The organism is Pulveribacter suum, assembly GCF_003013695.1.
In the GTDB taxonomy this organism is placed as follows: domain Bacteria; phylum Pseudomonadota; class Gammaproteobacteria; order Burkholderiales; family Burkholderiaceae_C; genus Melaminivora; species Melaminivora suum.
The window spans coordinates 645300-658458 of the sequence record NZ_CP027792.1 but is presented as its reverse complement, the minus strand read 5'-3'; the positions used below and the strand labels follow the sequence as shown (position 1 = coordinate 658458).

Here is a 13159-nt window from a genome sequence, read left to right as displayed (position 1 = left end):
ACTCCAAGGAATAACAAGCATGTCCCGAATGGTCGTAACGATTGACGGCGTCGTCATCAAGGAAGTCCCCCTCACCAAGGAACGCACCAGCATCGGCCGCCGCCCCTACAACGACATCGTCATCGACCACCTGGCCGTCAGCGGCGAGCATGCGGTGATCCTGCTGTCTGCCGACGGCAGCGCCGACGTGGAGGACATGGGCAGCACCAACGGCACCTTCATCAACAGCCAAGCCATCAAGCGCCACACCCTGCGCAATGGCGACATGGTGGAGGTGGGCAAGTACAAGCTGCGCTACATGGCGGATGAGGCCGCGCCGGATTATGAGAAGACCGTCTTCCTCAAGCCCGGCATGCTGCCCCCCGCCCTGCCGCCGCGCGCCGCGCCGGCCCCAGCCCCTGCCGCCGCCCCCTTGAACGCCTCGGTACGCGTCATCTCCGGCCCCGCGGCCGGGCGCGAGGTGGCGCTGACCAAAGTGGTCACCACCATTGGCAAGCCCGGGGTAGCAGTGGCGTCCATCACCAAACGCCACCATGGATTCGTGCTGGCGCATGTGGAGGGCGGAGACATGCCGCTGCTGAACGGGGTGGGGGTCAGCAGCGAGCCGGTGCCGTTGAAGACCGGGGACCGGATTGCGCTAGCGGGGACGGAGATGGAGTTTGTGTTGGGGTGAGGCGCGGGCAGACGGACTGGCTGCCGCTTCTGTATTGATAGCTGGCAGCGCCTGATGGGCAAAGGCTGGAGCTGTTTTTTACCAAAACTCCAGCGCTGCCAAGCAGAAGCTCTTGGGCGCTCTGCAGGCAGCCAGGCAACAACGTTTGCTAACAAATCCCCTGTGGCTTTCCGCCAGTCATGGCATGGAAGCTGCTTGAGATAGTCCAACCCACGGGGCTTCTTCGTGGGGAATCTTATTACTCATCCGAGGAGGATTTATGAAGCGTACCCTGCAACAAGGTTTCACCCTGATCGAACTGATGATCGTGGTAGCGATTATTGGTATTTTGGCTGCTGTGGCCCTGCCGGCTTATCAGGACTACACTATTCGTGCTCGTATTTCTGAAGGCCTAAGCTTGGGGACCGCCGCGAAGACGGCAGTAGCCGAGTCTTTTGCAAACGTGGCGACTGGAAAAGTCATTGCTTATGCTGGCAACGGCGCGCAAACTGCCCCAGGAAAAAATGAAGCCACTTACGGTTACGAATACACTTCGGGCACCAACGTTTCCGACATTAAGATCGCCGAAATTGCTGACGTGACAAAGCCTGCCGCGGATGAAGGTATGGTCACTGTGGTTTACACTGCGACCGGTGCTCCTGGCGCGGCACTTATCAAGGCTGTTGCTAGCGGAAATGAAATTTATATGACCCCAGGCTCCGGAACGGTGAACAACACTGCAACTCCTTCCGGACTGCTAACCCAAGGAGCTCCCGTGGTGTGGGGTTGCGGCGTCAAGGACAGCAAGGTGTTTAAATATGTTCCTGCAAACTGCCGCTTTGTGAAGTAAAACAAAAAAATTCAAATTGGGCGCTTCGGCGCCCTTTTTTAATTTATAAATTCAATTATAATATTACAAAATTTTTAGATCCAAATTGCAGCAAGTTTTATAGATAAAAATGATTTTTTCTTGACCGCTTATGATAATTTCCACAAAAATATAATAGGCAAATATTTTCTATTTTTTGCTTATAGACCTCTCCTTATTGGGCGAAATTTTTTTCACCACATAAAGCAGAACCAAATTATTGCTTATAAAAGTAGTTATCTGAGTAGGAAACTCCACATTTCTATTTTATTCTGTGATGATGCCCCCCCTATCAGAACGGCTTTATTTTGCTGGTCGCTGCACAGCCCTTCACTTGCTAATTTCTCTTGCAGTCGCCTTAATGTCGGCTGCCGCCGTATTTAGTCTGTGGTATCCTCCGCCCTATCGGGCATTGCTGCAGGTGGGCCATATTTATCTGCTCATCTTGGGAGTCGATGTGGTGTGTGGTCCATTGCTGACCCTCGTGCTCGCCAGCCCCAGGAAATCACAGCGCGAGCGTCGGCTCGACTTTTCGCTCGTGGGCATTATCCAGGTAATAGCTTTGGTATATGGCATGTATACCGTCTGGGTCGCACGCCCAGTGGCACTAGCTTTTGAGGTGGACCGGCTAGTTATAGTAACCGCTAACGAAGTCCAAATGAGCGCGCTGCCCGCGGCACCAGAAGGCATGCAGCGGCTGCCGTGGTACGGCGTGGAGGCAGTTGCTATCCGCACACCCGCCAACAGCGAAGAGTTGATACGCAGCGTAGAACGAGGCCTTGCCGGAATTTCTCTTGCCATGCAACCCGACTGGTGGATGCCCTGGACTAACGCGCGTAAAGGCATGGAAGAAAAGGCCAAGCCGCTTTCCGCGCTGATTCATGAGCGTGCTAAAGATGCTTCTGCCCTACGCGCCGCTGCACATGCCACGGGCTACCCCATTGAGACCTTAAAATACCTACCTTTGGTCAGCAGCAAAACTATGGACTGGATTGCTTTACTGGACCAGGATCTAAACATCGTGGGCTATGCCGAAGTGGACGGGTTCTAGGCACTTTCAAGATTTGGTTCTGAAATTAAATATTAGCCCTGAACAATTCCGCTCTAAGAAGTAGGTCGGCACGCCGGTGAGACTAGCGGGCCGGTGTAATTAATTGGGTTCAGAACTAAATCATTAAGTCAAATAAAGGACACCCACCCAGTTGATGGTCAACTCGCCGCCTCTTACCCTCCAGCCCTATGACCCGCCCACGCTCCACCGTCATCAGCCTTGCCGACACACCGTGGTACCACTGCATCTCGCGCTGCGTGCGCCGTGCATTTCTGTGCCACCATGACCACCACAACGGACAAACTTCGAGCACCGGCGCGCATGGATCGCTCCGTGCATCAAGGAGCTGGCGCGCGTCTTCGCCATCGACGTGGCCGCCTATGCAGTGATGAGCAACCATTACCATATGGTGCTACGTATAGGCAGCGCGCGGGCGCAGGCGTGGAGCGACGAGCAGGTGCTGCAGCGCTGGACGCAGCTGTTCACCGGCCCGCTGCTGGTGCAGCGCTATTTGTCGCCGACCCGGGCGCAGATGGGCCAGGCTGAGCTGGAGAAAGTGCAGGAGATGGCCGGCACGCTGCGCGGCTGCAGGACCTGTCGTGGTTTATGCGCGTGCTCAATGAATCGCTGGCCCGCCAAGCCAATGCGGAAGACGGTTGCACGGGCCGGTTCTGGGAGGGCGCTGCAAGAGCCAAGCGCTGCTGGATGAGCGGGCTACTCCACGCTGGGCTACAGCTGGCCGATTCAGTTCCTTCAGGACTGGCTCAGCAAGCATGTCCATCGGCAATCCAAGGCGGCATGAGTGCGACACGTTGGAAGGCGAAGTTCGATGGGCACCTTACGATGGTTACAAGCTTTATTTTTGCTTTGTCCATGTGCTCAAAAACTCAAATGGAATAACGCTTGAGTTAAGCTGCGCCGCGAAGCGGCGTCGCCTTGAACGAATGGTTAGGAGCCAAGCCGGCCGTAGATTTCGCTAAGACGCGCGAAGAACGACTCCCGTGCTTGAAGGATGTACTTGTGGTAGTCATCGATCTCTTCTTCCCGTAGTGCGTCTGTTGCGCGTGAGGCTTGGCGGCGGTAGACCATGACATGTTCGCCGTAGGTACGCAGCTGCTGCTGTGCCTCCTTCTCGCCAAGTAGGAGAAGGAACGCCTCAGCCGAGGTCAGCTCATTGAAGCGGCTGAAAAGCTCCCTTTGGGTTGTGAGCATGGTCTCTGACTTCTTCGCGTCAGGGTTCGTGCGACGTGCTCTGTGCCAGTCCGCAGAGATTGCCCAGTATTTCAGCGCACTGTGGGTAAACCGTTCTACTTTCTCCGCAATGTCTTTGAGGAGCTCAAACTCCCTTGAGACCTTAGTCCGACGTAAGTCGTGCCCGTACTGACTGCGAGCGAGTAGGAATGCGCTGATGCCGGCAATTAGGGCGCCAAGTCCGATCTTTACTGCTGAATCTATGACCTCAACCCAAGTCATCTCTGGCCCCTAACGCCTGAGTTCAGCCGCCGGCGTAAGCGATCGGCTGCGACGAACAGTTAGACCCGAAGGTCAGAAGGGGCGCCCAAACTTGATTGAAGACGGGCGCGGCCCATGGAAAAAGCGTTGCGCCAGGGAAGCGGTGCAGCGCTACAAGAATGATAGCTTTTAGCGCTTTCTGCACAAGCCCTACAGTCCAAAAAGGCTTGAAACCTGCGCTGCGAATGCAGGCGAAGCCCAGCACGGCAGATAAGAGGACATCCACTTAGTTGCCCCTGCCCGCCCCCCTCTAGCCTCCTGCCCCATGACCCGCTCACGCTCCACCCTCGTTAGCCTGATCGACACGCCTTTGTACCACTAGCGTGCCCCGCTGCGTGCGCCGCCCTTTCCTGTGCGGCCATGACCAACACAGCGGCCAGAACTTCGACCACTGCCGCGGCTGGACCGCCACGCGCTTGAAGGAGTTGGCGCACATCTTCGCCATTGACGAGAGAGTGGAGTCAGAGTAGAAATTGGAGTCAGTTTCCAACTTCCTTTACCTCTAGCACATCAGTGCCGGCGAAGGCAACCGGCCGGGCTCCTGGGGGCCGAGGGCCGGGCTAGACACTGACCAGACTTCAGTGCGCCTGCCCCATCAACATCACTGCACCCTCTGCGCGCCCTCATGCAGCGCCGGCAGCAGCTCCATGTTCGTGCGCCGCACCAGCTCCGCATAGCTGACGGGCCGGCCGGCCTGCGTCCGAGGCGCGTTTTCCTGCCAGTGCGCCCAGGCTCTCTTCCTGCGCGGGTCGTACACCAGCTTGAACAGGTGCGTGGGCACCGCCACCCGCCCGCCGATCAGGCGCCGGCTGCCCTGGCCGAAGACTGCGCCGGTGATAACATAGACGTCCCCGGCGGCGCGCTTGGCATAGGCGCGCGTATCGGCCTCGATGTCGGCCCAGGGGCCGGCGTTGTGGGTCTGGTCCTGGGGCACCATGTTGGCCAGCGAGAAGCTCTGCGCCATGGCCGCCGGGGTAGGCATGTCACCCGCCGGCGCCAGGTGTCCGCGCGAGTAGCCCGAGCCGCGGTAGTCGTCCAGCTCGGCGCGCTCGAAGGACGGCACGCGCGCGTCGGCGTAGAAGCGGTCGGAGCGCGCCAGCCCCTGGCCCTGCTCGATCATGCGGCGGTTCAGGCGCTCGGCGACGATCAGCGGCGTGCGTGTCTGGCCCGAGTGCAGCACGGCGAAACTATCGAAGCACAGCTCGCGCAGGCGCGGCGCGCTGGGCACGGCCGGCATGCCACCCGGCGCGAAGAACTGCGGGCAGCCGGCGAAGCGGGTATGCACCTGCTGGCCGGTGGGTTTCAGCGCTGGCGCCGTGATGCCGAAGCCTTCCAGGTCCAGCCAGTCGGACAAATAATCCCAGCCGCCGCCCTGCAGCGCGGCGACGGCGGCAGCGAAGGCCAGCACCAGCAGGCGGCGCAGGCGCGAAAAGCGGGAAACGGCGCGGCGGGAGCGGGAACGTGAGGGAGAGCGAGGCTTTTTTTTCCGGGGCATGCAGCAGGGGGGGCAATGGAGTCAGATTCCAATTTCTCGCACCAGTGCACACGCAGGGAGTCATAAGGACGACTCCCATGGGTTGACGAGGGTCACGCCCGTCGGGGTGAAATCAGCCACGTTGCGCGTAACCACCGCCATGCCATGCACCAGCGCTGTCGCTGCGATCAGCGCGTCACGCTCACCGCGCTTGTCTGGTACGTGCAGCCGGGCGCAGCGCTGGGCCACAGCGGTATCGATAGGCAAGGTGCGCCCCGAAAATTCGGGCAAGACCTGCTGCTCCAGCCACGAGCGCAGCATGGCCCCCTGGGCAGCATCCCGGCGTTCAATCGACAGAACGCCAAGCTCCAGTTCCATGATGGTGATGGCCGACACGAACAGGTCGGCGGCATCGACGCTTTCCGTCCATGCCGCCACGTTTGCATCGGCCCTGCCCAGTCGTACCTTGCGCAGTTCAGACAGTACGTTGGTATCGAGCACGTACATCACGAGAGGTCAGCCAGCCGGGCTCCGATGGCCATACGTGGCGGGTCAAACTCAATGTCTGCAGCATCCGGCATTGCCAGGACATCGGCAATGTTGCGCCGCTGCCTTGTCAACCGCTGGTAGTCTTCAAAGCTGAGCAATACGTGGGCAGGCTTGCCGCGGTCCGTAATGAACACGGGCCCGCTTTTGGCGGCCTTCTTTGCCCGGGTCACGTCCTGGTTCAGTTCCCGGCTCGATAGGGTTGTGATGGTCACGGCACACCTCCTGCAGCAATGAATGTAGGCACGATACTACGTTCTCAAAACTTTGGACGAGCGCTGAAGGAGAAATTGGGGTCAGATTCCAATTCAACTGATCATGAACAGCTTACGAATTTTCGTCGAGCGACAGGGCCAATAGATGCTCGGGCCCGGCACCAACAGCGGCTTTGTAATCAATCCGCGCATCAAAACTTACAAAGCGGCATTGGTGCCGAACGGCCAAACCCAGCAAATAGGCGTCAGTGACCTGCCGATGGCCCAGCAGATGGCGCCAATGCAGGGCGCCAGCGTCCAGCAAGCTGTATCGTCGGACAAAAAGGCATGCGCGGGATGCGCAGCCGCTTGTGCCAGCCGTCCGGCAACGGCAGCTAGCGGCAGCGCTTGGGGGTATGCGGGCTGGGCCATGACGCTCAGACAGCCGTTTTGCGTCAGCGGACAGGATGCCCAGCCGTGGCCAATCTCCCTCTGCAGTCATTGAGTGGCCTTGGCATGGTGCAGGTGAGCGGCGTCCAGCAGGGCAATCAGGACGTTGACGTCCAACAGTGCGCGCATGGCTTAAACGCTTTCTGCATCGCGCAAGCGGTTGATCAGTTCGTCGCTCACAACCACTCCGCGCGCATCGAAAGGGACAAAGCCTGTAGCTGCCGCTGCAGCCGAGCTATTCGTGGGTTGCGGGGCGGCGCCCCCGGTGAGCGCCTGGCGTATCAGCCGCGAGATGACCTTGCCCAGGCTTGTGTTTTCGGCGCGGGCAATTTCCTTTACTGCGATGAGAGTGTCGTATTCCAGATCGATGGTAGTGCGCAATGATGCTTCCTCCTGTAGAGCGGCATGGCAGCTGATTTTAATACGCGATGATGTTTTGATGTTTTGATGGTTTGATGGTTTGATGGTTTGATGGTTTGATGGTTTGATGGTTTGATGGTTTGATGGTTTGATGGTTTGATGTTTCGTTGCGCGGATTGATTTCAAAGCCATCCCCGAGGGTGGCGTGGAGCATCGCTGGTCAGCCAATCGCCTAACTCGCCCTGCCGAATGTATTTACGCCTGCGCAACCTGACGTGCCCGCGCTCCAGATCTAAGTCGAACCAGGCATCTGTGCAGCTATCGAAAGCATCTGTGCGGCTATCGAAAATCGGCTCCAGGGATACTGGCATGAGAGGCGAGTGCGTTGCCGCAATGCGCTGCACCTTGGCTCCCTGGGCTCCCGTCAGCGCGTCCATGACCTTGAGCAGCGCGGGCACGACGCGGCGCTGCCGGCGCGCATGGCCTGGAGGCCGAGGCGTTCATCGCCATGGCCGCAACGTTTTTGCAGGGGTTCGGCTGCGCCGTGGGCGCGCCGGCGCAGCTGGCACGCCTGTGCGCGCAGCGGCAAACGCGCTTTTTGCACGGGATGCGGGCGGCGCGCAGGGTGTTTGGGCGGTAGGCAGCCGGGTCATGCGGAGTGATTGGATGCATTGGCAAAAGACACTTGCCCAAGTACTTTTTGCCAACACAATAAGTACTGTGGACATCGAATACGGTGAAGCGAAGCGGGCCCGGACGCTGCAGGAGCACGGGCTTGATTGCACGAGCGTAGTCGATGTGTTTGACAGCCCACAACTCACTGCTTTAGATGAGCGAGTGGACTGCGACGAGGCAAGCAGCGAGCGCTGATGGGCCGCAGCAACGTTCCACCCAGCAATTGCCTTGGCATGAAAACCAGGAAGACGTACCGGCCGCAGCCATCCTGCCTATCTCCCGCATGCGCGGTTCATGGGGATGAAGATCGGGCAGGACGGCAGGCACGTCGGACTGCATTAATTGAGGTCAGAACCCCATTACCTGCACCTCACTTGGCGCGGTAAACGCTCGTATCTTCCTTGATGGTCTCAAGTACCTGCAGGGTGGACAGCTGCTGACGCGGCATGGTCACGGGGTTGTCCGACAGCACCACGAAATCGGCGAGCTTGCCCTTCTCGATCGAGCCCTTGCGGCCCTCCTCGAAGTGCTGGTAGGCAGCCCACAGCGTGAGCGACTTGAGCGCCGTGGCCGGGTCCACGCGGTGTTCGGCACCCAGCACTTTGCCGGTGCGCGTGGTGCGGTTGACGGTGGCGTCCAGCACCCGGATGGATGAGGGGAACGCCACCGGCGCATCGTGGTGCGAGGTAAAACGCATGCCGCGCGCCAGCACCCAGCCGGTGGGCGAGATGTTCTCGGCACGCTGCGGGCCCAGGACCGAATCGCGGTGCCAATCGCCCCAATAGAAGGTGTGCATGGGGTACAGCGACGGGAAGATGCCCAGCGTATCGAGCTGCGCCACTTGGTCCTTGCGCAGCGTCTGGCCGTGGATCAGCACCGGACGCGAATCCTGCGCGGCGGGCACGCGTTGCTGGGCCACGCGTACCGCGCCGATGAGCTGGTCGATGGCGGCGTCGCCATTGGCATGCGCGATCACCTGCCAGCCCTTGCTGAAGGCCTGGGTCATCAGCTCATTGGCCTTGTCGCTGGTCAGCACGCCGTAGCCGGCGTAGTCGGCGGGCTTGCCCTCGGGGGCCTTGTAGTAGGGCTGGGAGAGCCAGGCCGTCTTGCCCTGGGGCGAGCCGTCCAGCGTCATCTTCACGCCGCCGATACGGAAGTGCTGGGTGTAGTCGCGGCTGTAATAAGGGCTCTGCATCATGCTGCCGTCACCCAGCTCCAGGATGTCGGGATAGGACACGACGTCGATCTTGAAGACCCCAGCCTTGGACGCGCGGATGGTCTGGGCCACGTTGTCGGGGCTGGAGCGACCGTCCTGCACGGTGGTGTAGCCGTACTGCAGGTACAGGGCCTGGGCCTTGGCCAGCCAGCCGGAGGCCTGGGCTTCGGTCAACTTGGGCATCAGGCGCATGGCGGCGCCGAAGAAGGCGTTCTCTTCGAGCAGGCCGTTGGGCTCTTGCGAGCCAGTCTTGCGCCCGATCACGCCGCCCTGGGGATTGGGCGTGGCGGCGCTGATTCCCGCCTGCCTGAGGGCCACGCTGTTGAGCACGCCGAAGTGGCTGGACTGGTGGATGATCATCACCGGCACGGTGGTGGAGATGGCATCGAGCTCTTCGCGCGTGGGGTGGCGCTGCTCCTTGAGCTGCGAGTCGTCGTAGCCAAAGCCCAGCACGATGCCCAGCTCGCGCGCTTCGGGCGAGGTCTGCATATGGCGGCGCAGGTTCTCCTGCAATTGCGCGACCGAGTCATTGTTGCCGTCGGGCGAAGGCAGCATGTTGGCCGACACGGCCTGCAGGCCGACAACGCTCAGGTGGCTGTGCGGATCGACAAAGCCTGGCAGCAGCGTCTTGCCCTTCAGATCCACCACGCGGGTGGCCGGGCCCTGCAGCTTCATCACGTCCGCGCGGCTGCCCACTGCGGTGATGCGACCGCCCTGCACGGCCACGGCTTCGGCGTTGGGCTGCGCATCGTTCATGGTCAGGATGGGCCCACCCATATAGATGCTGTCGGCCGCCCCTTGCGGCGCGCCGGGGCTTGCACAGCCAGCCACCATCGCAGTGAAAAGGCTGGTGGCGGCCAAGGCGACGATGCGTTGCTTCATAGGAAATCTCCCTGAGTGAAAAGTCTTGTAGGCTGTAACTAGCAGATACAACCGGCGCGAGTATGAAACATCTTCTGGTTTTTACCTCGTGATCGCAAGTTCTTCTTCCCTCTGCTCGTGAGCGCACCACGTCGGTGCCGCACCCGGGCTGCGCGAGCGTTCGCGCCGCGGCAGCAGGCCTGGAGCGAGGCTCATGAACAAACTTCCGGCAAGCCCAGAAGCAATCGGCGAGAAATCAGCGCCACGGACATCGGGGCCAGATCTCCGGGGCGCCCTGCCATTCAATCACACCGGGGCAGTATGATGCCCACCCTTGGCGGGCGGCCCCGCCCTGCCACTGCTGCCCGTAGCTCAACCGGATAGAGCAATTGCCTTCTAAGCAATAGGTCGGGGGTTCGAGTCCCTCCGGGCAGGCCAGATTCCCTCCCAGGAAAAAACCCATGATGGACGCCCTCATCGCAGGCAAGCTGCACGCCCGCCCCGAGCAGCGCACGGGCGCCAACGGCAAGCCCTTTGCCACCGCGCGCCTGCGCGCAGCAGCGGGCGACGGCGAGGGCGACTTGCTGTTCGTCAACTGCATCGCCTTCGACCACGCCGCCATGGACGCGCTGCTGGCGCTGGATGCGGGCGATGCGCTATCGGTTGCCGGCAGCATCACGCCCAAGGTGTGGACCGACCGGGACGGCAATACCCGCCCGGCGCTGGACCTCGTAGTCACCCGGGTGCTGACGGCCTACCAGGTGGATCGCAAGCGCCGCGCCGCGCCGCAGGCGGACGAGGCGCCGCCGGACTGCTGAAGGCCCAAGCCGCTCAGCCCACCCAGCTGCCCGACTTGCCCCCGTGCTTTTCCAGCACGCGCACGCCTTCCATCACCATGCGCTTGTCCGCCGCCTTGCACATGTCGTAGATGGTCAGCAGGGCGACCTGCACCGCCGTCAGCGCTTCCATCTCCACGCCGGTGGGGCCCACGGTTTCCACCGTGGCGGTGCACTGCACGCTGCTCGCACCCCGCAGCAGCTCGAACTCCACGGCCACCCGCGTCAGGGCCAGGGGGTGGCACAGGGGGATCAGGTCGCTGGTCTTCTTGGCAGCCATGATGGCGGCGATGCGCGCCACGCCCAGCACGTCCCCCTTCTTGGCGCTGCCCGACTCGATCAGCGCCAGCGTGGCCGGCTGCATGTGGATGCGGCCCGTGGCAATGGCCACGCGGTGCGTGGCAGCCTTGGCGCCCACATCCACCATGTGGGCCTGGCCCTGGGCGTCGAAGTGGGTCAGGGGCGATGCGGGGGACGGGTCGGTCATGAAAGGATCAGCGGCAGCAGCAACGGAGGAAAGGCGCCGCGCGGGGAAACCATCGCGCGGCCCGGGCATCATACGGGGCCGTGATGGCAGGTCGGTGAAAGGAGCATGGTGCCGGACTTCAAGCAAAAAAGGCCTCTAGCCCAAGCGGGTCGCGCGCTGGCAGCTTCTCTTTTGATAGCAACCGGCGCTGCTCTGGCGCCTGCCCCCGCGGCCCACGCGGCACTGCCCACGCTGGGCGACGGGCTGGAGCTGACGGCGGCGGCCGAGCGCCAGCTGGGCGACCGCATCATCCGCGAGCTCTACCGCGACCCGGACTACCTGGACGACGCGGTGCTGCACGAATATGTGATGGGCATCTTCGAGCCGCTGCGCGCCGCCGCCCGCGCGCGTGGCGAGCTGGGCGTCGACATCGACGAGCGCTTTGCCTGGCAGGTGCTGCTGGGCCGCGACCGCACGGTCAACGCCTTCGCGCTGCCCGGGGGCTACTTCGGCCTGCACCTGGGGCTGATCGGCGTGACGGCCACCCAGGCCGAGCTGGCCTCGGTGCTGGCCCACGAGCTCAGCCACGTCACGCAGCGCCACATCTCGCGGCTGATCGCCCAGCAGGGCCGGCAGACGCCCCTGATGATCGGCGCGCTGATCCTGGGCGCCCTCGCTGCCAGCAAGAGCCCCGACGCCGCCCAGGCGCTGATGATGGGGGGGCAGGCCCTGGCGGTGCAAAACCAGCTCAACTTCTCGCGCGACATGGAGCGCGAGGCCGACCGCATCGGCTACGGCCTGATGCAGCCCGCCGGCTTTGCGCCGCAGGGCTTCGTGGGCATGTTCGACAAGCTGCAGCAGGCCAACCGCATCAACGACAACGGCAGCTGGCCCTACCTGCGCAGCCACCCGCTGACCACGCAGCGCATCGCCGACATGCAAAGCCGCATCGCCCACGACGCGCCGCACCTTGCCCCGGCCTCGCTGGAGCATGCGCTGATGGCCGCGCGGGCGCGGGTGCTGATGCGCCCCGGACAGGACGCCTGGCGCCAATGGCTGGCTGGGCCGCAGGACGCCGGCTTTGCCGCCCGGCCCGCGCGCGAACGGGCCACCGCCTGGTATGCCGCCGCCTTGAGCGCCGTGCAGCTGTCGGACTGGCAGGCCGCGCGCCGCGCCGTGGCCGGCCTGCAGGGTGCGGTACCGGGCGACGCCCCCGCCGCGCGCCAGGCGCGCCTGCTGGGCGCCGAAGTGGAACTGGCCGCCGGCGCCCCCGCGGCCGCCCTGGCCCAGCTGGACGAAGTGCCCGCCGCCGGCGCCGTGGCCCGGCCGGAGCTGGTGCTGCGCACCCAGGCGCTGCTGCGCACGGGCGACGCCGCCGCCATGACCGGCCCGCTGCAGACCCGCGTGGCCACCCACCCGCAGGACGCCGCTGCCTGGCAGCTGCTGGCTCAGGTGTGGCGCCAGCAGGGCCAGGGCCTGCGCGCCATCCGCGCCGAGGCCGAGGCCCAGGTCGCCCAGCGCGACTACGCCGCCGCGGTGGACCGCTTCAAAGCCGGCCAGGACCTGGCGCGCAAGAGCGCCGGCGCGGCCGACTACATCGAGGCGTCGATCATCGACACGCGGCTGCGCGCCGTGGAGTCACTTCTTCGCGAACAGGCCGCCGAGCGCTGACTCGATCACCAGCCCGATCAGCGAGTACAGCAGCGAGCCCAGCAGCGCCGCGCCAAAGCCCGCCACGTGAAAGCCGCTGAGCAGCCCCGAAGCCGCCCAGAACATCAGCGCGTTGATAACGAACAGGAACAGGCCCAGGGTGAGGATGGTGGCCGGCAGCGTCAGGATGACCAGGATGGGCCGCAGCACCACGTTCAGCAGGCCGATGACGAAGGCCGCGACCATGGCGGCGCCGAAGCTGCTCACCTGCACGCCGCTGTACAGGTAGGCCACGCACAGCAGCGCCGCAGCGCTCAGCAACCATTTGAAGAGCAGTTTCATGCGGCC

15 protein-coding genes, 1 tRNA gene and 1 pseudogene are annotated in these 13159 nt (G+C 62.7%); 7 read left to right on the top strand and 10 right to left on the bottom strand.

Annotation, left to right across the window (positions count from 1 at the left end):
* Positions 1–19: 19 nt before the first annotated feature.
* From C7H73_RS02975 to C7H73_RS15715, 4 genes are all read left to right on the top strand, one after another.
* Positions 20–673, top strand: coding sequence for an FHA domain-containing protein (locus C7H73_RS02975; protein WP_106845299.1), 654 nt, complete (start codon positions 20–22; stop codon positions 671–673).
* 259 nt (positions 674–932) lie between these two features.
* Entirely contained in the window at positions 933–1502 is a 570-nt protein-coding gene (locus tag C7H73_RS02970) for a pilin (RefSeq protein WP_106845298.1), read from the top strand.
* Positions 1503–1797: 295 nt separating this feature from the next.
* A complete protein-coding gene (locus tag C7H73_RS02965) occupies positions 1798–2571 on the top strand; it encodes a fimb protein (protein ID WP_106845297.1) in 774 nt (257 codons plus the stop codon).
* Positions 2572–2959: 388 nt separating this feature from the next.
* Positions 2960–3280, top strand: coding sequence for a hypothetical protein (locus C7H73_RS15715; protein ID WP_227001398.1), 321 nt, complete (start codon positions 2960–2962; stop codon positions 3278–3280).
* Between the two features lie 239 nt (positions 3281–3519).
* Here the strand turns inward: C7H73_RS15715 and C7H73_RS02955 are convergent, their stop codons facing one another.
* From C7H73_RS02955 to C7H73_RS02910, 8 genes and pseudogenes are all read right to left on the bottom strand, one after another.
* Complete coding sequence (locus C7H73_RS02955; RefSeq protein ID WP_106845296.1) at positions 3520–3783, bottom strand: hypothetical protein; 264 nt, start codon at positions 3781–3783, stop codon at positions 3520–3522.
* A gap of 283 nt (positions 3784–4066) precedes the next feature.
* The gene (locus C7H73_RS15880; RefSeq protein WP_405124777.1) at positions 4067–4228 is read right to left on the bottom strand and encodes a DUF1010 domain-containing protein; all 162 of its coding nucleotides are present in this window, start codon (positions 4226–4228) and stop codon (positions 4067–4069) included.
* Positions 4212–4361, bottom strand: a pseudogene (locus C7H73_RS15875) (hypothetical protein); the annotation flags it as partial. The pseudogene C7H73_RS15875 and the gene C7H73_RS15880, both read right to left, overlap by 17 nt.
* Positions 4362–4684: 323 nt before the next feature.
* Positions 4685–5578 (bottom strand): DNA/RNA non-specific endonuclease, encoded by an 894-nt coding sequence (locus C7H73_RS02940; protein ID WP_106845295.1) that lies wholly within the window; start codon positions 5576–5578, stop codon positions 4685–4687.
* 60 nt (positions 5579–5638) lie between these two features.
* A complete protein-coding gene (locus C7H73_RS02935) occupies positions 5639–6067 on the bottom strand; it encodes a type II toxin-antitoxin system VapC family toxin (RefSeq protein WP_227001396.1) in 429 nt (142 codons plus the stop codon).
* The gene (locus C7H73_RS02930) at positions 6064–6318 is read right to left on the bottom strand and encodes a type II toxin-antitoxin system Phd/YefM family antitoxin (RefSeq protein WP_106845293.1); all 255 of its coding nucleotides are present in this window, start codon (positions 6316–6318) and stop codon (positions 6064–6066) included. The genes C7H73_RS02935 and C7H73_RS02930 overlap by 4 nt, the downstream gene beginning before the upstream one ends.
* A gap of 561 nt (positions 6319–6879) precedes the next feature.
* Entirely contained in the window at positions 6880–7299 is a 420-nt protein-coding gene (locus tag C7H73_RS15710; RefSeq protein ID WP_227001395.1) for a hypothetical protein, read from the bottom strand.
* Positions 7300–8152: 853 nt separating this feature from the next.
* The gene (locus C7H73_RS02910; RefSeq protein WP_106845292.1) at positions 8153–9880 is read right to left on the bottom strand and encodes an amidohydrolase; all 1728 of its coding nucleotides are present in this window, start codon (positions 9878–9880) and stop codon (positions 8153–8155) included.
* A 340-nt stretch (positions 9881–10220) separates the two neighbouring features.
* Between C7H73_RS02910 and C7H73_RS02905 the strand changes: the two genes are divergently transcribed.
* Together C7H73_RS02905 and C7H73_RS02900 are read left to right on the top strand one after the other, a co-directional pair.
* Positions 10221–10297, top strand: a tRNA-Arg gene (locus tag C7H73_RS02905).
* 23 nt (positions 10298–10320) lie between these two features.
* Complete coding sequence (locus tag C7H73_RS02900) at positions 10321–10677, top strand: single-stranded DNA-binding protein (RefSeq protein WP_106845291.1); 357 nt, start codon at positions 10321–10323, stop codon at positions 10675–10677.
* A 13-nt stretch (positions 10678–10690) separates the two neighbouring features.
* Here the strand turns inward: C7H73_RS02900 and moaC are convergent, their stop codons facing one another.
* Positions 10691–11182, bottom strand: coding sequence for a cyclic pyranopterin monophosphate synthase MoaC (gene moaC / locus C7H73_RS02895; protein WP_106845290.1), 492 nt, complete (start codon positions 11180–11182; stop codon positions 10691–10693).
* A 105-nt stretch (positions 11183–11287) separates the two neighbouring features.
* Here moaC and C7H73_RS02890 point away from each other — a divergent pair, with 105 nt between their 5' ends.
* Positions 11288–12832 (top strand): M48 family metalloprotease, encoded by a 1545-nt coding sequence (locus C7H73_RS02890; protein ID WP_106845289.1) that lies wholly within the window; start codon positions 11288–11290, stop codon positions 12830–12832.
* On the opposite strand, the gene C7H73_RS02885 is transcribed toward C7H73_RS02890, so the two are convergent.
* Positions 12800–13153, bottom strand: a complete 354-nt coding sequence (locus C7H73_RS02885) for a phage holin family protein (protein ID WP_106847502.1) — start codon at positions 13151–13153, stop codon at positions 12800–12802. The two genes, C7H73_RS02890 and C7H73_RS02885, sit on opposite strands and share 33 nt — an antisense overlap.
* Positions 13154–13159: the final 6 nt, after the last annotated feature.